This is a genomic window from Streptomyces sp. NPDC049813 (assembly GCF_044465085.1).
Classification (GTDB): domain Bacteria; phylum Actinomycetota; class Actinomycetes; order Streptomycetales; family Streptomycetaceae; genus Streptomyces.
Genome location: NZ_JBITLI010000012.1, coordinates 109,265 through 129,695 on the forward strand (window position 1 = coordinate 109,265; position 20,431 = coordinate 129,695).

The following is a 20,431-nucleotide window of genomic DNA, read 5'->3' on the forward strand; positions in this document are numbered from 1 at the left end:
GGACCCGCGCGGAGCCCGCGTTGACTGGAGCGGTCATGAGGGCGGTCGAGCGGAGGCGGTGCGGGATGGCGGACGTACGAGGCGTACGGGACGCACTGGGCGCACGAGGCGTGCGGGGCGCCGCGGCGGTCCTGTTCGTGACGGCCCTGGCCGTCGGCGCGGCCGGCTGCTCGGACGGTGACGGCGGTCCGTCCGACGCCGCGTCCAAGGCGGCGGGCGTACTGGCGTCGGCGACGGCCGAGGCACAGAAGAAGGTCGAGGAGTTCAAGGCGGGCACCGACGCCAAGAGCGACGTCCGCCTCGGCGACGTGACCAAGGACGACGGCCGGGCCACCGTGCCGGTCACCGTCACGAACGACGCCCCGGACAGCAAGTCGTACCTCGTCCTGGTCGCGTTCAAGGACAGCGGCGGCAACCGCCTCGACACGGTCGCCCTGAACGTGAACGACGTCGACGGCGGCGCCTCCAAGAAAGCCGACGCCCGCAGCCACCGCTCCCTGGACGGCGACATCACCGCGGACATCGTGCGCGCGCTACGCCACTGAATCTCCCGCACGGGCCTGCCCCGCGGCACGAATCGTCGCGCCCGATCGGGGAACTCCGAACCTCTGAGGCGGAGTTGAGGCTGCCGTGCGGCGCCTCGCTCCAGTTCCACGAAGAGGAACCGGACATCATGACCGAGGACCGTCGCATCCGCACCCTCGTGGTACCGACGCCGACGGCGGCGGTCGTCGTCCTGGACCGGCACCTCACGATCAGGAGCTGGAACGACGGGGCGTACGACCTGTGGGGCCTGCGCCCGGACGAAACCCTCAACCACCCCTTCTTCACGCTGGAGTTCGGACTGCCGACGCGGCACCTGCGGACCGTCGTCGAGGAGTGCGTGACGACGGGCCGCTGTGGCGCCCCGGTGACGCTGGACGCCGTCGACCGGCACGGCCACCGCATCGGCTGCGCGGTCCTGTGCAGCCCGTTCGACGTCCACCCCGGCGGCGCGGTCCTCCTGATGACGAAGACCCGGGGCGCGAGTACGGCGTGAAGGGGCGGGTGCGTACGGGGCGGGGGGCTGGGGTCGCCGGACACGGTCGACCGGCCTGCCACCGGCGCCGAAAGGCGTTGCCACGCCTGGCACGGAATCGCTTCGATCCCCACGCGTTCTCCGATGGACGCTCCACCGCGGACGTGCCCCGGGATATCGTCCACGGACAACTCAAATTCGGCTGAAAGGTCTGTCACGGTGACGTTGCAGGAGCAGGAACTCGCAGCTGTCTTCGCCCGATTGGCGGGGACGGCGGCGCGGGACCCGCTCGACACGCAGACCTTGCTCACCGAGCTGGTGGAAGGGGGCCACCGGCTGTTCGACGCGCCGGGCGCCACCGTGCACTACGCCCCCGGCCGGGAGGCCGGCCGCACGGAAGGCACCGACGCAGCGCTGCGCTCCCTGGCGGCGGACGCCGCGCGGTGGCGGGAGGGCCCGGGCTACGACGTCCGCACGACGGGCCGCGCACTGATCGACGTCGACGTGACCACGGCCCCCATGCGTGCGCGCTGGCCGCGCTGGACGGCCCGGGTCGCGACCCTCGGCCACGGCCGGATCACCGGGCTGCCGCTGCCGGCGAAGGAAGGCCCGGGCGGCGCGCTCGTCCTCTTCGGCGCGCCGGGCAGCAACCTCGACGACAAGGCCCTGGCGCTGGCCCGCTCCTTCGCGGACGCGGCGGCGCACACGCTCGCGCTCCAGCGCGAAGTGGCCGAGAGCCGCGCCCTGGCGACGCAACTGGAGCACGCGCTCAGCAGCCGGGTCGTGGTGGAACAGGCCAAGGGCATCCTGGCGGCCCAACACGGCCTCACCCTGGAAGCAGCCTTCGCCGGCCTACGCCGCTACGCCCGCTCCCACCAACGCAAGGTCGCGGACGTCTCCCGGGACGTCATCGCGGGGGAGGATGTGCCGGTGGAGTGGTAGGGCCCGATCACCCGGGGGTCGGCAGGCCCGATCACGCGGGGCCGGCCCGCTGCCCTGGGGGCGTACGGGGGCCGCGCGGTACAGGGCGGCCCGTTCCGTCGAGGGCAGGGCCCCTGCCCAACTCCGTACTATCGCCAGATGTTCGGATTCAGCGGTCGGGATCAAACTCGCTGGCTGAGCGTGTACCCATGAGGGGATACTCCGGCCATGGACGGTCTCCCGCGCCTCGGCGCCTGCCCCTGCTGCGGGCACTTGGTGTTCGACGCCGGGCGGGGTTGGCCCGGGTCGTATGAGATCTGCCCGGTGTGCTTCTGGGAGGACGACGGGGTGCAGCTGCGCTATCCGAATATGGGGGGCGGGGCGAACCGGCCGTCGCTCATCGAGGCGCAGCGGAATTATGCGGCCTACAGGGCGTGCGAAGAGCGGGGTCGACGGCACGCGCGGCCGGCGCGGGCCGACGAGCCGCGCGATCCGTCGTGGCGCCCGATCGACCCTGCCCGGGACTCCTTCGAGGATCTGCACGAGGTAGATCCCGCTCCATGGCCGAGTGACACCGCGCAGCAGCCCGAGGCCCTGTCCGGCGTCCCACCGGATCTTCGCGATCGGATCGTGCGGCTCAACGCCGAGTTGACCGCCGGGTCATTGGACTGCGGTGCTGCGGTCCGCCTGGCGTGCGACCTGCTCGTCGCGGGGATCGACCATCCGGGCGTGGTCGAGCTGGCCATCGAGTCCACCACACTCTTGCGCTCGGAAGGCGAGCCGCTCGTCCGGAGCATGCTGTCCGGGTTGGGCGTTGAGCCGGTGGACACCACCGGGACGGCGTGGATCCAGGCCGGGGACATCGCTCGGCACATGGTGGCCGGCACTCTCCCTGCGGAGAAAGGCGCTGAACTCCTGTGGGGGCTCTGGTGGGCCTGCGGAAGTCCGCAAGAGATCGGCCTGATCCTCCAACCCCTGGACACCTGGCACGGGACAGCGCCGGTCGAACGGGACGACGACGGGCTACGAGCGGAGATGCGCGGACTTGCTGCCGACATCGCGCGGGCGGCCGACGTCAGGACGACTGCGACCGAAGACAACGCGCACGGCGCCTAGTCGCCGATCGGCCACAAGCAGCAGTGAGGGCCGCCACCCGAGATTTCGGGGTAGCGGCCCTCACTGCTAATGACGTCGCATCAGGGAATCGGCCGAGCGGTGTACACGCGGTGCACAAGAGGGCGGAAACCAAGCGGCAACAGCGAGCACTGCCGAGCAGTGTCTTCGCAGGTCAACGCATGTTCCCCGGAACCTCCCAGGCCGCCCGGACCTGATCTCTAGATGTCGAAGTAAAGCTCGAACTCGTGCGGGTGCGGGCGCAGCTGGATCGGGGCGATCTCATTCGTGCGCTTGTAGTCGATCCACGTCTCGATCAGGTCGGACGTGAAGACGCCGCCGGCCTGGAGGTACTCGTTGTCCGCCTCGAGCGCGTCGAGGACCGCGGGGAGCGAGGTCGGGACCTGCTGGACGTTGGCGTGCTCCTCGGGAGCCAGCTCGTAGAGGTCCTTGTCGATCGGCTCGGCCGGCTCGATCTTGTTCTTCACGCCGTCCAGGCCCGCCATCAGCAGCGCGGAGAACGCGAGGTACGGGTTGGAGGACGGGTCCGGCGCGCGGAACTCGACGCGCTTGGCCTTCGGGTTCGAGCCCGTGATCGGGATACGCATGGCCGCGGAGCGGTTGCGCTGCGAGTACACCATGTTGACCGGGGCCTCGAAGCCCGGGACCAGGCGGTGGTACGAGTTCACCGTCGGGTTGGTGAAGGCCAGGAGGGACGGGGCGTGCTTGAGGATGCCGCCGATGTAGTAGCGCGCCATGTCCGAGAGGCCCGCGTAGCCCTGCTCGTCGTAGAAGAGCGGGTCGCCGCCGGCCCACAGGGACTGGTGGACGTGCATGCCCGAGCCGTTGTCACCGAAGATCGGCTTCGGCATGAAGGTCGCGGTCTTGCCGTTGCGCCAGGCGACGTTCTTCACGATGTACTTGAAGAGCATCAGGTCGTCGGCCGCGGCGAGCAGCGTGTTGAACTTGTAGTTGATCTCCGCCTGGCCGGCCGTGCCGACCTCGTGGTGCTGGCGCTCGACCTGGAGGCCGTTCTTGTCCAGTTCGAGGGAGATCTCGGCGCGCAGGTCGGCGAAGTGGTCGACCGGCGGGGCCGGGAAGTAGCCGCCCTTGTAACGGACCTTGTAGCCGCGGTTGTTCTCGACCGCGCCGGTGTTCCAGGCGCCCGCCTCGGAGTCGATCTCGTAGAGCGAGCGGTTGGCGGAGGTCTCGAAGCGCACCGAGTCGAAGACGTAGAACTCGGCCTCGGGGCCGAAGTACGCGGTGTCGGCGATGCCGGTGGAGGCGAGGTACGCCTCGGCCTTCTTCGCCACGTTCCGCGGGTCGCGGGAGTACTGCTCGCCCGTGATCGGGTCGTGGATGAAGAAGTTGATGTTGACCGTCTTGTCGCGGCGGAAGGGGTCGACGCGCGCGGTGGTCAGGTCGGCGCGGAGCGCCATGTCGGACTCGTGGATGGCCTGGAACCCGCGGATCGAGGAGCCGTCGAAGGCCAGCTCCTCGGCCGGGTCGAACGCCGAAGCCGGCACCGTGAAGTGCTGCATCACACCCGGCAGGTCGCAGAAGCGGACGTCTACGAACTTGACGTCCTCGTCCGCGATGAACTTCTTGGCGTCATCGGCGTTCTGGAACATCCAACTCCTCCTACTCCCACCCGGGAGGGGCGGGGTTTGCAGCTCGGTCGTGCGGCCAGTGCGGTGGCACACGCTGGACCTGACCATAGGCAGACGTGGTTTCTCAAGCATGACCCATTTGTTTCGCCGAAGTTAACCGGACCAGGGGGGCCGGGCCTGTCACCGCGCCGGGCGCAGTACCGTGGACGCGTGGACAACAGGGAAGCAATGGGATCGTGGCTGTCGGGGCCCCGCGAGGCCTTGGAACAGTCGGGCGCGGAGTTCGGATACCGCGGGGAGCAGCTCGGTCTGCCCGAGCAGGGCCCCGGTTCCGTCGCTCGTCCCGGCCGGCGCTTCGGGGCCCTCGTCGTCGACTGGGCGCTGTGCATGCTGATCGCATACGGGCTGGTGACGCAGGGCTACACCCCCTCCACGGGGAACTGGGCGCTGCTCGTCTTCCTGGCGCTCGGGGTGCTGACCGTCGGGACGATCGGCTGCACGCCGGGCAAGCGGCTGTTCGGGCTGCGGGTCGTCTCCGAGGCGGGCGGGCGGCGGCTGGGGTTCGGCCGGGCGATCGTGCGGACCGTGCTCTTGTGTCTGGCCATCCCCGCGTTGATCTGGGACCGGGACGGGCGCGGGCTGCATGACCGGCTGGCCCGGTCCGTCGAGGTCCGTATCTGAGCGGGTCGGTAGTCCGAGCAGGTCGTACGGCTGTCCGGCCGGTGGGGCTTCTCGCGCAGTTCCCCGCGCGCCCCTGAGAGGCGCACTGCGTGCGCGCTCTCCATGGGGCTGTGGCGGAGTCACATGCTCCAGGGGCGCGGGGAACTGCGCGAGAGGCCACGACGTGACCCGTAACCGCCGACGCGTCGGCACACCGCAGACGACTGGGCGAGGCAGAGGCGCAGGCGCATACGAAAGGCGCCCCGGGCACAAGCCCGGGGCGCCTTTCCACAGCTCAGCGCGGTGACGCGGACGTCACCTCATCTTGCCGCCGCGGGGCATACGCATACCCTTCGGCATCGGCCCCTTCGGCAGCGGCATGTTCGCCATCAGGTCGCCCATCGCCCGCAGCCGGTCGTTGGTCGCGGTGACCTGGGGGCCGGGCAGGACGCGGGGCAGCTTCAGCATGGTGGTGCGGAGCTTCTTCAGCGGGACCTGGCCCTCGCCGTTGCCCACGAGCAGGTCGTGGACCGGCACGTCCGCGACGATGCGGGCCATCTTCCGCTTCTCGGCGGCCAGCAGGGACTTGACCCGGTTCGGGTTGCCCTCGGCGACCAGCACGATGCCGGCCTTGCCGACCGCGCGGTGCACCACGTCCTGGCTGCGGTTCATCGCGACGGCGGGGGTCGTCGTCCACCCGCGCCCGATGTTGTCGAGCACGGCGGCCGCCGCGCCGGGCTGGCCCTCCATCTGCCCGAAGGCCGCCCGCTCGGCACGGCGCCCGAAGATGATCGCCATCGCGAGGAAGGCGAGCAGGAAGCCGAGAATTCCGAGATAGATGGGGTGACCGATCAAGAAGCCGATCGCGAGGAAGACACCGAAGGTGACGATTCCCACAGCCGCGAGTACAAGACCGATCTTCGAATCGGCCTTGCGGGTCATCTTGTAGGTCAGAGCGATCTGCTTGAGCCGCCCCGTGTTTGCAGCGTCCGCTGCAGGTTCCTTCCTCGCCATACGTGAAGTCTACGTGGCCGGGGGCCGCCGTTGAACAGCAGCACCGGCCCCGCGGGCGGATCAGCCGCGGGAGCTGACCGCTTCGAGGACGCGCTGCGCCTCGACCCGGTCCTTGGCGCGGCGACGGTCCTCCAGGACGGAGGTCCAGGCGTTGCGGCGTGCGGTGCGCTGGCCGCCGCTCATCAGCAGCGACTCCACGGCGCGCAGGGCGGTCGTGAAGGTCGGGACGGCGGTGGCGCGTACGGGCGCGGCCTGCATGGGTGGGGTCCCCCCTCGGGATCGGATCACGGCCTGGATGAAGGGTGTACGAGCTGTGAGTACAGCGTCACTGACTGGTGTTACCAGGGCATGACCGACTGGTCAAACGCCCGTGAAGCCTTGGCTCTCGGCGGTGGAACACCGGCGCGGCCCCGGAGTCCGCCCTCATCTGCGGGGACGGTCGGGACCGCGTCTTCTCGGCCGATACCGAGGGATAGTAGCTTGTGCGTGAATTCACACGCGCCTCACCGGGCCGGAGCCCGGCGAGGTGCGGAGGTCAGGCGCCGGAGCCGGGCGCGGCGGCCCGGCCCGGTGATCGAGCGCGGAGCTCAGACCGCCTGCGACGCCACGTACGCGCCGCGCTTCTCCACGGCCATCTGGAACAGCCGCCCCGCGCGGTACGAGGAGCGGACCAGCGGGCCCGACATGACTCCGGAGAAACCGATCTGCTCGGCCTCCTCCTTCAGCTCCACGAACTCGTGCGGCTTGACCCAGCGCTCCACCGGGTGGTGGCGCACGGAGGGGCGCAGGTACTGCGTGATGGTGATCAGCTCGCAGCCCGCGTCGTGCAGCTGGCGCAGCGCCTCGCTGACCTCGGCGCGCTCCTCGCCCATGCCCAGGATCAGGTTGGACTTGGTGACCAGGCCGTACTCGCGGGCGTCGGTGATGACCTTCAGCGAGCGGTCGTAGCGGAAGCCGGGGCGGATGCGCTTGAAGATGCGCGGCACCGTCTCGACGTTGTGCGCGAAGACCTCGGGGCGGGAGGAGAAGACCTCGGCCAGCTGCTCGGGGACCGCGTTGAAGTCGGGGGCCAGCAGCTCCACCTTGGTGCGGCCCTCGGCGCGGTCCGCGGTCTGCGCGTGGATCTGGCGGACCGTCTCCGCGTACAGCCAGGCGCCGCCGTCCTCCAAGTCGTCGCGGGCGACACCGGTGATCGTGGCGTAGTTCAGGTCCATCGTGACGACGGACTCGCCGACGCGGCGCGGCTCGTCGCGGTCGAGGGCCTCGGGCTTGCCGGTGTCGATCTGGCAGAAGTCGCAGCGCCGCGTGCACTGGTCGCCGCCGATGAGGAACGTGGCCTCGCGGTCCTCCCAGCACTCGTAGATGTTGGGACAGCCCGCTTCCTGGCAGACCGTGTGCAGGCCCTCGGACTTCACGAGGTTCTGCATCTTGGTGTATTCGGGGCCCATTTTCGCCCGGGTCTTGATCCACTCGGGCTTGCGCTCGATGGGGGTCTGGCTGTTACGGACCTCCAGGCGCAGCATCTTGCGTCCGTCGGGTGCGACTGCGGACACGACCGGCTCCCTAAAGCTTTGATTCCTCGGCGTACCTCAGGGTACGCCCGTGATGTTCATGGCCCTCACGGATGGCCGACCTTGACAACAAGGCCGCCTTCGGGGTGCATTCCCCGCCGCTCGCGCGGGGCGGCTACGCCGGTGCCGTCTCCACGGCCCGCGGGCGCAGCTCCGCGCCGGCGAGAACGGCCCGCAGGTGCCTCTCGGCGACCGGCAGCACCTCCTCGATCGTGACCTCGCGGCCCAGCTCGTACGAGAGCGAGGTGACGCCCGCGTCGCGGATGCCGCAGGGGATGATCTTGTCGAAGTTCGAGGTGTCCGGGTTCACGTTGAGCGCGAAGCCGTGCATCGTGACGCCCTTGGCGACGCGGATGCCCATGGCGCAGATCTTGCGGTCCTCGCGGCGCTGGCCCGCGTTCGACGGGGCGTACTCCGGGCCGTTGAGCCGGGGGTCGAACTCCGGGTCGGCGGCGCGCGGGTCGAAGTCGAGGGTGAGGCCCCCGAGCTTCGGGCGCTCCGGCACCGGGTCGCCGAGGACCCAGACGCCGGCCCGGCCCTCGACCCGGGAGGTCGCCACGCCGAACTCCGCGCAGAGCGCGATCATCGCGTCCTCCAGGCGGCGCAGGTGCGCGACCACGTCCACCGGGCGCGGCAGCTTCTGGATCGGGTAGCCGACGAGCTGCCCCGGGCCGTGCCAGGTGATCTTGCCGCCGCGGTCCACGTCGATGACGGGGGTGCCGTCCAGCGGGCGCTCCTCGGGCGCGGTGCGCCGCCCCGCGGTGTAGACCGCCGGGTGCTCCAGGAGCAGACAGGTGTCGGGCACCTCGTCGGCGAACCGGGCGGCGTGCACACGGCGCTGCTCGTCCCAGGCGACCTGGTACTCGACCCTGTCCGCACCGAACCCCATGCGGACGAACCGGAACTCACTCACGGCACGTGCCTCCCTACAAGCTTCACCGTGCATATATCGCGCCCTGAACAACTGTACGGCGCCCGGTGCGCGGCTCAGTGGGTGGGGAAGAGGCGGTAGGAGGCGTCGAGCTCCCTGACCTCGACGGAGCAGGTGGTGCCGGGCGCCGCGGAGGTGTGCTTGTCCAGCAGGGCGAGGACGTCCTCGGCGAGCGCGGTCCGCACGGACGGCGGGCGGCCGGCCAGCAGACCGACCTCCACGTGCAGGAAGGGGGCCGGGGCGCCGTCCACGTACGTGGTGCTGGGGCGGGCGAACGTCTTGCCGACGCCGACCGAGCGGACCCGGTCGACGACGAGGGGGTGCAGCTCCGCCACGAGGGCGGGCAGGTCGACCGTGCCGGCGAGGCCGTCGGAGTAGTCGATGACGATATGAGGCACGGGTCAGAACCTTCCGGTACTTCTGGGTGTAGCGCACAAGCATCGTAGGGCCGAGCGGAGGCGGCCTCCGGACCGCCCCGTCCCCTCCTGCCCCGCGCCGTGCGCGCGACCCCGTCCGCGGTCCGCTCCGTCCACTCCTCGCGGAGTTCGTCACACGATCGGATGAAGGCGTCTCGAACGCCCCAACGGTGGCGGGGATCGCCGCTACATTCGCGCCGTTCCATGAGGGCTGCACCCCGGCCCGGAAGGCAGGAGACCGCACAGCTGATGACGGAACGACCTCCGCAGCGCACACCGAACCGCCAGCTCGCCGCGCTCATCGCGGAGGCAGGGTTCTCCAACGCGGGCCTCGCACGCCGCGTCGACCAGCTCGGGCTCGAACACGGTCTCGATCTGCGCTACGACAAGACCTCGGTGACCAGATGGCTGCGCGGGCAGCAGCCGCGCGGGACGACGCCCGCGCTGATCGCCGAGGTGTTCACCCGCCGCCTCGGCCGCCGCCTGTCGGCGCAGGACCTGGGGCTCGACGCGTGCGCGCCGGTCTACGCGGGCCTGGAGTTCGCCGGGTCGCCCGAGGAGGCCGTCGACATCGTCAGCGGCCTGTGGCGCAAGGACTCCGGCAGCCACGCCGAACTGCGCAAGATCGCCTTCACCCCGGCCGGGCTCGTCGTGCCCAGCCGCGACTGGCTGATCGGCCACGCCGACGACCGGGTCGTACGCGGGGAGGCGGCGCCCCGGGTCCCGGTCCAGGGCCGGCCCGTCGTGCCCCGCCAGCGCACCCAGACCGAGCGCGGGCCCGGGCACCGGGTGACCGGCGGCGACATCGCGGCCCTGCGCTCCGTCAGCGAACTGTTCCGCGCGCTCGACCACGCCTACGGCGGCGGGCACGCGCGCCAGGCGCTGGTGCGCTACCTGGAGCACGAGGCCGAGCCCATGCTGCGCGGCACGTACGGGGAGCAGGCCGGGCGGCGGCTCTTCGGGGCCGTCGCCGATCTGACCCGGCTCGCGGGCTGGACCTCGTACGACATCGCGGCGCACGGCCTCGCCCAGCGGTACTTCGTGCAGGCGCTGCGGCTGTCGCAGGCCGCGGGGGACCGGATGTACGGCGCGTACGTCCTGATCACCATGAGCCGGCAGGCCGTCTACCTCGGCCACGGCCGTGAGGCGGTGCAGCTGGCGCGGGTCGCGCAGCAGGGGGTCGGGTCCGCGGCGCCCGCCGTGCTCCAGGCCCTGCTGCACGCCGTGGAGGCGCGCGGGCACGGGGTGCTCGGCGAGGTGCGTGCCTGTACGTCCTCGCTGGTGCGGGCCGAGCGGGCGCTCGAAGCGGCGCGCGGCGGGGAGGAGGTGCCGCCCTGGGTGCGGTTCTTCGACGAGGCGCAGCTCGCGGACGAGTTCGGGCACTGCCACCGGGATCTTCAGCTGTACCGGACCGCCGCGCAGCACGCGGAGCGGTCGCTGCGGCTGCGCGCGCCCGGGTTCGCGCGCAGCCGCCTCTTCTGCCGGGTCGTGCTGGCCTCGGCCCGGCTCGGCCTCGGCGAGCTGGACTCGGCGTGCGCACTGGCCGCGGAGGCCGCGGCCGCGGCGGCCGACATGCGCTCGGTGCGGGCGCACGAGTACGTGCGGGAGTTCGAGCGCCGCCTGGAGCCGTACCGCGACGCGGGGGCGGTCCGGGGGTACCGGGAGAGGGTGGCGGCGCTGGGGTGACAGGGGGCCGCGGGCCCGGGGGCGGGTGGCCCGGGGCCGTGCCCGGGTATCGGCTCCGGTCGGCTCGCCCGGGCGGCCCGGGCGGCCCGGGCGGCTCGGGCGGCTCGGGCGGCTCGGGCCGCCTTGGACCGGACGGGCGCTCGGTTTTGGCTCTGGTCATATCGGCCGGGCGGTCCGGGCCGCCTTGGACTGGACGGGCGCTTGGTTCTGGCTGCGGTTGTGTCGGGCGGGTCGCCCGGGTCGCCTTGGACTGGGCGGGCGGGTGGTTTTGGCTGCGGTTGGGTCACCCGGGCTGCCTGGGCCGGACGGGCAGTCGGTTCCGGCCTCGGTCGTATCGGCCGGGCGGCCTGGGCCGCCCTGGGCCGGACGGGCGGGTGGTTCCGGCCCCGGTCGGATCGGGCGGGTTGCCCGGGCCGTTGGCTCAGGTTGCGGAGTCCGGTGGCTCGGTCCGTCGGGGTGGATGTACGGGTGGTCAGGCCGCCCTCGGTGACGGTGTGGTCCGGGTCCGGGCGGGTGTCGCAGTCCGGGGCAGGCCGAGGTCGGTCAGGGCCGCCCGGGCCGCGCGGCGGGCCGAGTGGAGTGCGCCGTGCACGGTGCTAGTGGCCCGGTGGTCCCCGCAGACGTACAGGCCGGCGAGGAGCCGGACGGGGCGGCGCAGGTCGTGCGGGGCGGGCATCGCGGGCACGGCGTGCGGGTCGTGGTGGACCGCGAGGGTCTCCCAGCCGGTGGTCCCCGTGCCGTACAGGGCCGCCAGGTGGCGCCGCAGCTCGTGTTCGGAGGGCGGGGGACCGAGCACGGTCGAGGAGACCAGCGCCCGGCCTGCCGGGGCGCGCCCCGGGTCGACCTGGCTGACCACGGCGGTGTGCGCGACCGGCCCCGACCGGTCGGCGTCGAGCAGCAGCGCCGGTTCGCTCAGCGGCGGTTCGGGCGCGGCGTGGTGCACCACGGTCACCGGGTGGAAGGCGGGCACGTGCAGGCCGGGCAGCAGCTCGGCGGCGGCGACGGCGTCGGTGGCGAGCACCACGGCGCGGCAGGACAGGCGGCCGTGCCCGGCGGTGGTCACGGAGTTCGCGGAGACGGCGGTGACCCGGACCCCGGTGTGCACGGTGCCGGGCGGCAGCGCGGCCGCGAGCAGTTCGGGCAGCGCGTCCGCGCCTCCCTCCGGCACGGCGAGCCGGCCCGCCGCGTACGCGTGCAGGGCGAGGTCGGCGCAGCGGCTGGACGTCGTCAGCTCCGGGTCGCAGAGCAGGGCCGACAGGAGCGGGCGGACGAAACCGTGCAGGGTCCTGGCGGGCAGGCCCCGGGTGGCCAGGGCGCGTCCGACGGGCAGGTCGGGGCGGGCGAGCAGCCGGGCGGGCGGGGTGGCGGCCAGCCGGGCGAGCGCGGACCCGAGCCGCGCGTGGTCCAGGGGGCCGCCGAGCGGCGGCCGGGCCCCGCGCGGCGCCCGGGGGGCGGTCGCAAGGGCGCGCGCCGCGCCGAGTGCGCCCCTTGTGCGCCGGGTCGGAGCCGGTTCGCCGGTCCGGTAGCGGTGGCCGTCGCTGTGCACCAGCACGCCGGGGGAGAAGAGGCGCAGCGCCAGGTCGTCCGGCGCGCACGCCGGGCCCAGTTCGGGGTCGGCGGTGGAGAGCAGCCGGCCGAGCCGGTCGAGCCGGAACCCGTCGACCTTCTCGGTCGACATCCGGCCCCCGATCCCGCCCGCGGCCTCCAGGACCAGCACCCTCACCCCCGCCCTGGCCAGGTACCGGGCGGCGGCGAGTCCCGCGACCCCGCCCCCCACGATGACGACCTCTGCTTCTGCGTGCGCGGCCTCAAGCACGTGCCCCTCCCAGGGTTGCGCGGCCGGTGGCGGCTCGTTCCGCAGGCGTCATGCCCCGAACAAAGCCGAGCGATACCCGAGTCGGGCTCGACGTTAAATCCACCCGCACCCGAGGACAGCCGCGCGACGGGGCGACATGGAGGCACGCGCCGCACAGGAGTGCGCCCCTGTCGCGCGCCCCGCCTCCGGCGCCCCGCCCCGCCTCCGAGGTCCCGCCCCTGCCGCGCGCCCCGCCCCTGCCGCCCCGCCCCTCAGGAGGAGATGAGCGGACCCGTGTCCACCGGCGTCGTCGCGTTCGCCGCGCGCCGCGCGTCCGGGGCCACCTCGGGTGCCGTCAGGACGTACCCCGTACCCGCGTCCGTCGTGGAGCGGGCGAAGACCACGCCGTAGACCCGGCCGCCCGTCGTGAGCAGCGGGCCGCCCGAGTTGCCCGGCAGCACCGTGGAGCGGATCGAGTAGATCTCGCGGGTGACGCGCCCCCCGCCGTAGATGTCCTGGCCGCCCGCCCGGATGGTGTCGGCGACCGTGGCCGCCTGGAGGTCGAGGCCGCCGTTCTGCGGATAGCCCGCCACGACCGCCGCGTCGCCCCGCGAGGCGCCGTCGTCGAACGGCAGGACCGGGGCCCGCAGCTCCGGCACGTACAGCACCGCCACGTCCTTGTCCGGGTCGAACAGGACCACCTTCGCCTCGTACGCCCGGCCCACACCGCCGATCCGGACCGACGGGTCGTCGATGCCCGCCACCACGTGCGCGTTGGTCATGACGTGCTCGGACGCGTAGACGAAACCGCTGCCCTCGCGGCCCTGCGTGCCCGCCGAGCCCTCCACCTTGACCGTGCCGCGCTGCGCGGCCCGGGTCGCGGCCGCCGTCACGTTGTCCCCGGAGGGCTCCGCCACCTCGGCCGACGGCTCGTTCGCGAACGGGTCGAAGACCTGCGGGAAGCCCGCGGAGGTGAGCGCGCCGGTGGCCCGGGAGAACCACGACGGGGTCGTCGACGGCATCGTGTCGTGCACCGCGCCCAGCACCGCCGAGCCCCGGATCGCCTGGTTCAGGGCCGGCGAGGACGACGCCGCGAGGACGCTGCCCGCCACCCACGCCACCACCAGCACCGCCACCGCGCCCGCGGCCGCGCCGCCGATGCCGTCCGCGACCCGCAGCGGCCCCGGCGCCCGGTCCATCCCGCCGCGCACCCGCAGCGCGAGCCGCCCGGCCAGCGCCTGCCCGGCGATCGCGGGCAGCAACACGGTCACCACGGCGACCGCCGTCGCCGTCGCCGTCCCGTTCGTCACGCCGTCCATGACGAACGGCAGCAGCCAGACGCCGACGACGGCGCCGCCGACGAACCCGGCCAGCGAGACACAGCCCGTGAGCAGCCCGCGCCGGTACCCCGAGACGGCGTAGGCGAGCGCCAGCACGATCAGCGCGATGTCGAGCAGAGGTATCCGCGGGTCCATATCGGTAACAAACGACCGGGAGGCCCGTCCTGGTTCCGCCACCTGGCGGACATGTGGCCGACCGAACAGCTCCGCTCCACCGGAGAGTGGGAGGCGTGCGTGTCATGCGGAGGGTGTGGAGCGGGCTGCCCGGGACCCTGCTCCTCGGGGTCGGCGTCGTGGTGCTGGCCGCCGTCCTCACCCGCTCCGGGCCCCCGGCGGCCGGCCCCGGCGCCGCGCCCACCGCGGTCCGGGCCACCACCGGCGCGCACACCGCCCCGCCGCCGCGCATCGTGCGCCGCGCCGAGTGGATGGCCGGCGTCAAGCCCTACGACCGGGACCCGGTGCGGTACGCGGACCGTGTCGTCGCCGTCTTCCTCCACCACACCGACTCGCCCAACGGCTACGACTGCGCCGACACCCCGCGCATCATCCGCTTCATCTACGCGGGCCAGGCCGGCAGCAAGGAGTGGGACGACATCGGCTACAACTTCCTCGTCGACCGCTGCGGCACCGTCTACGAGGGCCGGGCGGGCGGCGTCGACCGGCCCGTCGTCGGCGCGCACACCCAGGGCTTCAACCAGCGCACCGCCGGCATCGCCGCCATCGGCACCTTCACCGAGGACGTGCCGGTGCCCCGGGCGATGGCCGATTCCATCGCCGCGCTCGCCGCCTGGAAACTCGGCCTGTCCGGCGCCGACCCGCGCGCCACCGTGCGACTGACGTCCAGCAACAGCCTCAGCCGGTTCAAGAAGGGCACCAGCGCCGACTTCCACGCGATCTCCGGCCACCGCGACGGCTACGAGACCTACTGCCCCGGCGAGTCCCTCATGGCCGCGCTCCCCGCGATCCGGGAGAAGGCGGCCCACCTCCAGGGCCGCGACCACCCCTAGAGCCGGGTCCGGCTCTGCGGCCGGGTTCGCCCCTCCGGCCGAGTCCGGTCCTCCGGCCGAGCCCGCCCCTCCGGCCGGTAGGGTCCTGCGGCCGGGTCCGGCTCTGCGGCCGGGTCCGCCCCTGCGGCCGGGTCCGCCCCTGCGGTCGGGTCCGCTCCTGCGGTCGGGTCTGGGTTTTCAGCCGAGTCCGCCCCTGCGGCCGGGTCCGGTCCTCCGGCCGGGTCCGGCTCTGCGGCCGAGCCCGCCCCTCCGGCCGGTCCGCTCCTGCGGCCGGGTCTGGGTTTTCAGCCGAGTCCGCCCCTGCGGCCGGGTCCGGCTCTGCGACCGAGTCCGCCCCTGCGGCCGAGTTCGCCCCTGCGGCCGGGTCCGGTCCTCCGGCCGGGTCCGGCTCTCCGGCCGAGCTCGGCCCTGGAGCCCGGACAGACCCGGACCCGGGCCGGCCGTGGCCCCGCGCTCTCCCGATGCCTTACGCGGGCCGCAGCGTCCCGCCCCCCGACAGCCGGTACGTCTTCCCGCCGAGCCCCGGGCTCGCGCCGCGGTCGTACGTCACCGTGTGGCCGTTCCCGTCGATGGTCCGGGCGACGCTCGCCCCGGAGCCCAGCTCAAGACCCGCGACCGTGGAGTCCCCGGCCACCGACCACCGCGTGCCGGCGCCGAGCTTCACCGCCGCCCCCGAGACCGCCCCGTCGAGCCGCGTCGTCCCGGTCAGGTCCAGTGCCGCCGAGCCGTCGGAGACGAGGACGTCGCCCTTGAGACGCTCGTCGTCCGCGGCGAACCGTACGCTCCCCGCGTCGCGGACCCGCAGCAGCGCCCCGCCCTTCGACTTGAGCTCGGCGTGGCCGGCCAGTGTGATCTCCGCGTCGGTCTGCCGGACCGAGAAGAGGTCGCCCTCCGCCACCTGCATCGACCCGCCCGTCATGGCGAACGACGTGGTGTCCGTGCCGCGCAGCAGCACGCCGCCCGCCGCCGCGGTCGCGCGCACCTCCTTCAGGGAGAGCGCACCGCCGGACTCGACGGTGAACGCCTCCGCGTTCGCCAGGTCGAACAGCGTGCCCTTGACCGACACGTCCCCGGCCGTCTGCACCCCGGGCGAACCGCACCCGGCCGACGTCATCGTGCCGCCCGACACCGTCACCGTCCCGCCGGGCCCGGCCGCGACCGGCGGCGCCTGCGCACCCTCGGTGATGACCTGCACGTACGTCAGGTCCACCCGGCCCCCGTGCGCCGCCGTCACGCCCCGCGCGGCGGCGGCCCGGGTGCGCAGGCCGGTCGCGCTGAGCGTCGCCCGCGCGTCCTTCCCGGTGGCGAAGACGGCCGTCGCGCCCTTGCCCGTGGCGAAGAACTTGCCACCGGACATGGTGAGCCGGCCGCCGTCGCGGGCCAGCGCCGCCGCGTTCAGACCGTGGTCGCCCGACGCCTCCACCGACGAGGTGGCGCCCTTCTTGCGGACCTTCGAGTCGCGCGTCGACAGCTCCCCGGAACCCGACACGAGGATCGCCGACACGTCCTTCTTCCGCGCCTTGTACGGCGTGCTCTGCCGCGCCTGCGTCGCGCCGTGCTCGCGCGTGTACACGCCCGTCGCCGCGGGCCCCGCGTCCGCGTCCTCGCCGGCGGGCAGCGCGTCGGTCACGCACCGCGCGCCGCTGGCGGTCGCCGCCGGAGTGGCCGCGGGCGGCGGCGTGCCGGCGCCGTCGTCGGAGCAGCCCGCCACGCAGGACAGGGTCAGCGGCAGCAGCAGGGCGGAGACGGCGGTCGCGGATCGGCGGCGCCCCGGGCGGTGCGGGAGTCCCAGGTTTTTCATGGCCCTACGTTCACATCCCGCCCCGGGCCCGGCACATCCGGGGCGTCCGGAGCGAACACCAGCAGCGTCAGATCGTCCCGGACGGTCCCCGCGAACCGCAGCACGTCCCGCCACAGCGCGTCCGTCAGCGCCGCCGGATCCTCGGTGGCGAACCCCGGCAGCCGGGCCGTCAGCGGGTAGAAGCGGCCCGCCGAGTCCCGCGCCTCCGTCACCCCGTCGGTCAGCGCGAGCAGCCGGTCCCCGGCGCGCAGCTCCACCGTCAGCGCCTCCAGCGGCGCGAGCCCGCCGATCCCGACGCCCAGCGGGGTCCCCGACGGCACCGGCAGCTCGGTGACCCGCCCGTCGCGCAGCAGCAACGGATGCGGATGGCCGCAGCTGACGATCCGGACCGCCCGGGAGTCGTCCGGGAACTCCAGCAGCACCGCCGTCGCGAACAGCTCCGGGTGCTCCTCCTGCGCGGAGTCCACCACGAGCCGCCGGTCGAGGCGGGCCGCGACCCCTTGCAGGTCCGGCTGGTCGAGCACCGCCTCCCGGAACGCGCCGAGCAGCCCCGCCACCGTGCCCACCGCCGACAGACCGTGGCCCTGCACGTCCCCGACGATCGCCCGGACCCCGCGCGGCCCGCGCCGTACGTCGAAGAAGTCGCCGCCGACCAGCGTCCCGCGCTCCGCGGCCCGGTACAGGCCCGCGCAGCGCACCGTCCCCACCCGCTCGGGCAGCGGCGGCAACACCGCGAACTGGGCGGCCTCCGCGACCGTGCGCACGGTGACCAGCTGCTCGTCGCGGCGGCTGCGCACCCACGCGATCAGCACGCTGAGGGCGGACACGAACATCACCGTGAGCACGTCGCTGTTGCCCGGGCGGTCGAACCCCGTCGACGGCAGGGCCAGCACCAGGACGACGAGGCCGCCCAGCAGCGCCGTGGCCGCGGGCCCGTACGAGAGCGCGGCCAGCGGCGGGATGGCGGCGAGCAGGAAACCCAGCTCCAGGCGCTGCTCGGTGGAGGCCTGGAGCGCGCCGAGCCCGACGAGCAGCACGACGGGCAGCCAGCGCACCCAGCGCGGTGGCGGCGCCCCGCGCAGCCAGGCGCGCTCCTCCCCGTCGCGGCGGCGTCCCACGGGCCAGGTCATGCCGGCGGGCTCCCTTCGCAGCTTCGGGCCTACGGGCGGGCGTACGGGCTGGGCGTACGGGCGTACGGGTCAACCCTGCTATGAGTCGCGGGCCGCCGCATTCCGCCGGGCGCCGTCGAGGAGCGAGCGCCCCATCAGGACGTCGTCCACATACGCGCCGTCGAGCAGGAACTCCTCCGGGAGCACGCCCTCGACGACGAAGCCCTCGGCCTCGTACAGCGCCCGGGCCGGGGCGTTGTGTCCCAGCACCCGCAGGGTGAGCCGCCGCGCGCCCTGCCGCCGGGCCTCGTCGACCGCGGCCCGCACCAGCAGCCGGCCCACGCCCCGGCCGCGCGCCTCGGTGGCGACGGCGAGCCCCTGCACCTGTCTGACGTGCGCGTTCGTGGGCAGCGGGGTGGGGAGGGCGAACCGGATGTACCCCACGAGCCGGCCGGCCAGCTCGGCGACCAGGTGGTCCCGCGGCCCGAACCGGTCGCTGAAGAACGGCGGGTGCGGCGGCTGCTGCGGCGGCACGACCGCGTGCAGGTACGACCAGGTGTCCCGGTCGAGGCGGCCCAGCACCTCGTCGTCGTCCGGCGCGGCGAAACGTATCCGGGGCGGTGGCAGCGACATGCGCGTCACTGTACGACCGGCAGGATGGGGTCATGACTCGTATCGCGGTGGCGGGCGCCTCCGGACTCATCGGATCCGCGCTCGTCCGTTCCCTGACCACCGACGGACACGAGGTGCGCCGGCTCGTGCGCCGGGCTCCGCGCGCCGCGGACGAGGTCCGCTGGGACCCCAGGAAGGGGGAGGTCGACACCGGCGGGCTCGCCGGCTGCGAGGCCGTCGTCAACCTCGCGGGCGCCGGGGTCGGCGACCACCGGTGGACCGACGCCTACAAGCGGGAGATCCGCGACAGCCGGGTCCTCGGCACCACCACCCTCGCCGAGGCGCTCGCCGGGCTGCCCACCCCGCCCCGCGTCTTCCTCAACGGCAGCGCCGTCGGCTACTACGGCTCCACCGGCAGCCGCCCGGTCGACGAGTCGGCCCCCGCGGGCGAGGGGTTCCTGCCGTCCGTGTGCGTGGAGTGGGAAGCGGCCACCGCCCCCGCCCACCAGGCCGGCATCCGTACGGTCCTGGCCCGCACCGGGCTCGTCGTCTCCCGCGCGGGCGGGGCCTGGGCGAAGCTGTTCCCGCTCTTCAAGGTGGGGCTCGGGGGGCGGCTGGGCGACGGCCGCCAGTACTGGGCCTACATCGCGCTGCACGACCAGGTGGCGGCGCTGCGCCACCTCCTCGACACCGAGGAGCTGTCCGGGCCGGTCAATCTGACGGCGCCGCATCCCGCGACCAACCGGGAGGTCACGGCGGCGATGGGGCGGGTGCTGCGGCGTCCGGCGCTCTTTCCCGCCCCGGCGGGGGCGCTCCGCTTGGTGCTGGGGGAGATGGCGGGGGACGTTCTGGGCTCCACCCGGGCGGTCCCCACTCGGCTCCTCGAATCGGGCTTCGAGTTCGCCTTCCCCGACCTGGACCAAGCCATCAGGGCAGCTTGACGGATCCCTCCGGGGGCGGGGCGGGATGGCGTGCGCGGTTCGCCGTGCCCGGGCCGGTGGGGGCGGGCCGCGCAGTTCCCCGCGCCCCTTCGAGGCGCACTTCGTGCGCCGTCTCTGGGGCTGCGGCGAAGCCGCATGCCTCAGGGGCGCGGGGAACTGCGCGACCAGCCCCCACCGGGCCGGCACCCGCCCACGGTCTCCGGGGCCCCGCCCCACCGGCCCGGCACTCGCCAACGACCCAGATGCCCCGCCCCGGCGCCCCCAGCGCCCCGCGCCTAGCCGAAGCGTTCCGTAAGACGGGGATACAGCCGGGCCACGGCCTCCGCGTTCTCGAAGTCGATCGGCGTACCCAAAGGCTCCGCGGGCGCCGGCGGAATCCCCAGGTCCGGCGCGACCGCCCCGGTCAGCTCCTCGTACGCCTCGTCCGCCGCATACCCCAGCTCCTCCCCGTCCCCGTCCACCTCCTCGTCGAAGTCGCGCAGCGACTCCGCCAGCGAGTCCGGATCGTGCAGCGCCCCCTCGAACACCTCCCGGCCCTGGCCGATCAGCCAGCACCGGAAGTAGTCGAACGCGTCGTCACTCGCCCCGCCGAGCAGCACCCAGGCGGCACCCCACAGATCCCAGCGGTAGCTGCGGTTGTAGCGGGCCTCGAAGTGCCGGGCGAAGTCGAGCACCGCGTCCGGGTCGGCGCGCAGCAGTCTGTCGACGAGCAGCTCGGCGTGGTCGTCGGGGTCGCCCTCGGCGGCCTCGCGGGTGCTGTCCACGATCTCCCAGAACTCGGTCTCGTCCATCACGGGACAAGCATCGGCCCTGGACCCAGGGGGCGCACGCTGAGCGCCGGACGTGCGCCACTTCGTTATGCGTGCACATGCCCTGGGCACGCCAC

The 20,431-nt window shown here is 73.6% G+C and carries 20 protein-coding genes; 8 read left to right on the top strand and 12 right to left on the bottom strand.

All coding sequences use genetic code 11. The features are described from left to right. Positions 1 to 65 precede the first annotated feature (65 nt). The 4 genes from ACIBW6_RS23895 (at position 66) to ACIBW6_RS23910 (ending at position 3,055) form a co-directional block, all read left to right on the top strand. On the top strand, positions 66 to 545 hold the full coding sequence (locus ACIBW6_RS23895; protein ID WP_399062796.1) for a hypothetical protein: 480 nt from the start codon (positions 66 to 68) through the stop codon (positions 543 to 545). Between the two features lie 128 nt (positions 546 to 673). Next, positions 674 to 1,039, top strand: coding sequence for a hypothetical protein (locus tag ACIBW6_RS23900; protein ID WP_399062798.1), 366 nt, complete (start codon positions 674 to 676; stop codon positions 1,037 to 1,039). A gap of 198 nt (positions 1,040 to 1,237) precedes the next feature. After that, a complete protein-coding gene (locus tag ACIBW6_RS23905) occupies positions 1,238 to 1,960 on the top strand; it encodes an ANTAR domain-containing protein (protein ID WP_399062800.1) in 723 nt (240 codons plus the stop codon). 207 nt (positions 1,961 to 2,167) lie between these two features. Continuing rightward, entirely contained in the window at positions 2,168 to 3,055 is an 888-nt protein-coding gene (locus ACIBW6_RS23910) for a CPCC family cysteine-rich protein (RefSeq protein WP_399062802.1), read from the top strand. A 218-nt stretch (positions 3,056 to 3,273) separates the two neighbouring features. On the opposite strand, the gene glnA is transcribed toward ACIBW6_RS23910, so the two are convergent. Then, positions 3,274 to 4,683, bottom strand: coding sequence for a type I glutamate--ammonia ligase (gene glnA, locus ACIBW6_RS23915; protein WP_399062804.1), 1,410 nt, complete (start codon positions 4,681 to 4,683; stop codon positions 3,274 to 3,276). Between the two features lie 189 nt (positions 4,684 to 4,872). On the opposite strand from glnA, the gene ACIBW6_RS23920 reads away from it, so the two are divergent. Next, the gene (locus ACIBW6_RS23920) at positions 4,873 to 5,343 is read left to right on the top strand and encodes an RDD family protein (RefSeq protein WP_399062806.1); all 471 of its coding nucleotides are present in this window, start codon (positions 4,873 to 4,875) and stop codon (positions 5,341 to 5,343) included. Between the two features lie 294 nt (positions 5,344 to 5,637). Here ACIBW6_RS23920 and ACIBW6_RS23925 read toward each other — a convergent pair whose 3' ends face one another. The 5 genes from ACIBW6_RS23925 to ACIBW6_RS23945 all read right to left on the bottom strand — a co-directional run bounded on the left by ACIBW6_RS23925 (position 5,638) and on the right by ACIBW6_RS23945 (position 9,236). Next, positions 5,638 to 6,336 (bottom strand): DUF4191 domain-containing protein, encoded by a 699-nt coding sequence (locus ACIBW6_RS23925; RefSeq protein ID WP_399062808.1) that lies wholly within the window; start codon positions 6,334 to 6,336, stop codon positions 5,638 to 5,640. 60 nt (positions 6,337 to 6,396) lie between these two features. Next, entirely contained in the window at positions 6,397 to 6,594 is a 198-nt protein-coding gene (locus ACIBW6_RS23930) for a hypothetical protein (RefSeq protein WP_399062809.1), read from the bottom strand. A gap of 329 nt (positions 6,595 to 6,923) precedes the next feature. Beyond that, positions 6,924 to 7,889 (bottom strand): lipoyl synthase, encoded by a 966-nt coding sequence (lipA, locus tag ACIBW6_RS23935; protein WP_399062811.1) that lies wholly within the window; start codon positions 7,887 to 7,889, stop codon positions 6,924 to 6,926. A 133-nt stretch (positions 7,890 to 8,022) separates the two neighbouring features. Further along, positions 8,023 to 8,820: a lipoyl(octanoyl) transferase LipB gene (lipB, locus tag ACIBW6_RS23940; protein WP_399062813.1), complete on the bottom strand. Its 798-nt coding sequence runs from the start codon at positions 8,818 to 8,820 to the stop codon at positions 8,023 to 8,025. 74 nt (positions 8,821 to 8,894) lie between these two features. Beyond that, positions 8,895 to 9,236 carry a 5-carboxymethyl-2-hydroxymuconate Delta-isomerase gene (locus ACIBW6_RS23945; protein ID WP_399062815.1) on the bottom strand — a complete coding sequence of 114 codons (342 nt, stop codon included), beginning with the start codon at positions 9,234 to 9,236 and terminating at the stop codon, positions 8,895 to 8,897. A gap of 267 nt (positions 9,237 to 9,503) precedes the next feature. Here ACIBW6_RS23945 and ACIBW6_RS23950 point away from each other — a divergent pair, with 267 nt between their 5' ends. Further along, on the top strand, positions 9,504 to 10,940 hold the full coding sequence (locus ACIBW6_RS23950) for a regulator (protein ID WP_399062817.1): 1,437 nt from the start codon (positions 9,504 to 9,506) through the stop codon (positions 10,938 to 10,940). Positions 10,941 to 11,412: 472 nt separating this feature from the next. Here ACIBW6_RS23950 and ACIBW6_RS23955 read toward each other — a convergent pair whose 3' ends face one another. Both ACIBW6_RS23955 and ACIBW6_RS23960 read right to left on the bottom strand, forming a co-directional pair. Next, positions 11,413 to 12,756 (bottom strand): FAD-dependent oxidoreductase, encoded by a 1,344-nt coding sequence (locus ACIBW6_RS23955; RefSeq protein WP_399062819.1) that lies wholly within the window; start codon positions 12,754 to 12,756, stop codon positions 11,413 to 11,415. 251 nt (positions 12,757 to 13,007) lie between these two features. Continuing rightward, positions 13,008 to 14,198, bottom strand: coding sequence for a MarP family serine protease (locus ACIBW6_RS23960; protein WP_399063099.1), 1,191 nt, complete (start codon positions 14,196 to 14,198; stop codon positions 13,008 to 13,010). Between the two features lie 116 nt (positions 14,199 to 14,314). Between ACIBW6_RS23960 and ACIBW6_RS23965 the strand changes: the two genes are divergently transcribed. Next, positions 14,315 to 15,082 carry a peptidoglycan recognition protein gene (locus tag ACIBW6_RS23965; protein ID WP_399063101.1) on the top strand — a complete coding sequence of 256 codons (768 nt, stop codon included), beginning with the start codon at positions 14,315 to 14,317 and terminating at the stop codon, positions 15,080 to 15,082. A gap of 466 nt (positions 15,083 to 15,548) precedes the next feature. On the opposite strand, the gene ACIBW6_RS23970 is transcribed toward ACIBW6_RS23965, so the two are convergent. From ACIBW6_RS23970 to ACIBW6_RS23980, 3 genes are all read right to left on the bottom strand, one after another. Beyond that, positions 15,549 to 16,883, bottom strand: coding sequence for a hypothetical protein (locus ACIBW6_RS23970; protein ID WP_399062821.1), 1,335 nt, complete (start codon positions 16,881 to 16,883; stop codon positions 15,549 to 15,551). Continuing rightward, positions 16,880 to 18,013, bottom strand: coding sequence for a PP2C family protein-serine/threonine phosphatase (locus tag ACIBW6_RS23975; RefSeq protein ID WP_399062823.1), 1,134 nt, complete (start codon positions 18,011 to 18,013; stop codon positions 16,880 to 16,882). The genes ACIBW6_RS23970 and ACIBW6_RS23975 overlap by 4 nt, the downstream gene beginning before the upstream one ends. 78 nt (positions 18,014 to 18,091) lie before the next feature. Continuing rightward, positions 18,092 to 18,619, bottom strand: a complete 528-nt coding sequence (locus ACIBW6_RS23980) for a GNAT family N-acetyltransferase (RefSeq protein ID WP_399063103.1) — start codon at positions 18,617 to 18,619, stop codon at positions 18,092 to 18,094. 38 nt (positions 18,620 to 18,657) lie between these two features. Here ACIBW6_RS23980 and ACIBW6_RS23985 point away from each other — a divergent pair, with 38 nt between their 5' ends. Next, complete coding sequence (locus ACIBW6_RS23985) at positions 18,658 to 19,545, top strand: TIGR01777 family oxidoreductase (RefSeq protein ID WP_399062825.1); 888 nt, start codon at positions 18,658 to 18,660, stop codon at positions 19,543 to 19,545. Positions 19,546 to 19,820: 275 nt separating this feature from the next. On the opposite strand, the gene ACIBW6_RS23990 is transcribed toward ACIBW6_RS23985, so the two are convergent. Next, positions 19,821 to 20,336, bottom strand: a complete 516-nt coding sequence (locus ACIBW6_RS23990) for a DUF4240 domain-containing protein (protein WP_399063105.1) — start codon at positions 20,334 to 20,336, stop codon at positions 19,821 to 19,823. Between the last annotated feature and the right edge of the window lie 95 nt (positions 20,337 to 20,431).

Coding starts and splice junctions, on each gene's coding strand:
- ACIBW6_RS23895 (WP_399062796.1), top strand. CDS start 66: ATGGCGGACGTACGAGGCGTACGGGACGCACTGGGCGCACGAGGCGTG.
- ACIBW6_RS23900 (WP_399062798.1), top strand. CDS start 674: ATGACCGAGGACCGTCGCATCCGCACCCTCGTGGTACCGACGCCGACG.
- ACIBW6_RS23910 (WP_399062802.1), top strand. CDS start 2,168: ATGGACGGTCTCCCGCGCCTCGGCGCCTGCCCCTGCTGCGGGCACTTG.
- glnA (WP_399062804.1), bottom strand. CDS start 4,683: ATGTTCCAGAACGCCGATGACGCCAAGAAGTTCATCGCGGACGAGGAC.
- ACIBW6_RS23925 (WP_399062808.1), bottom strand. CDS start 6,336: ATGGCGAGGAAGGAACCTGCAGCGGACGCTGCAAACACGGGGCGGCTC.
- ACIBW6_RS23930 (WP_399062809.1), bottom strand. CDS start 6,594: ATGCAGGCCGCGCCCGTACGCGCCACCGCCGTCCCGACCTTCACGACC.
- ACIBW6_RS23950 (WP_399062817.1), top strand. CDS start 9,504: ATGACGGAACGACCTCCGCAGCGCACACCGAACCGCCAGCTCGCCGCG.
- ACIBW6_RS23965 (WP_399063101.1), top strand. CDS start 14,315: ATGCGGAGGGTGTGGAGCGGGCTGCCCGGGACCCTGCTCCTCGGGGTC.
- ACIBW6_RS23970 (WP_399062821.1), bottom strand. CDS start 16,883: ATGAAAAACCTGGGACTCCCGCACCGCCCGGGGCGCCGCCGATCCGCG.
- ACIBW6_RS23975 (WP_399062823.1), bottom strand. CDS start 18,013: ATGACCTGGCCCGTGGGACGCCGCCGCGACGGGGAGGAGCGCGCCTGG.
- ACIBW6_RS23985 (WP_399062825.1), top strand. CDS start 18,658: ATGACTCGTATCGCGGTGGCGGGCGCCTCCGGACTCATCGGATCCGCG.
- ACIBW6_RS23990 (WP_399063105.1), bottom strand. CDS start 20,336: ATGGACGAGACCGAGTTCTGGGAGATCGTGGACAGCACCCGCGAGGCC.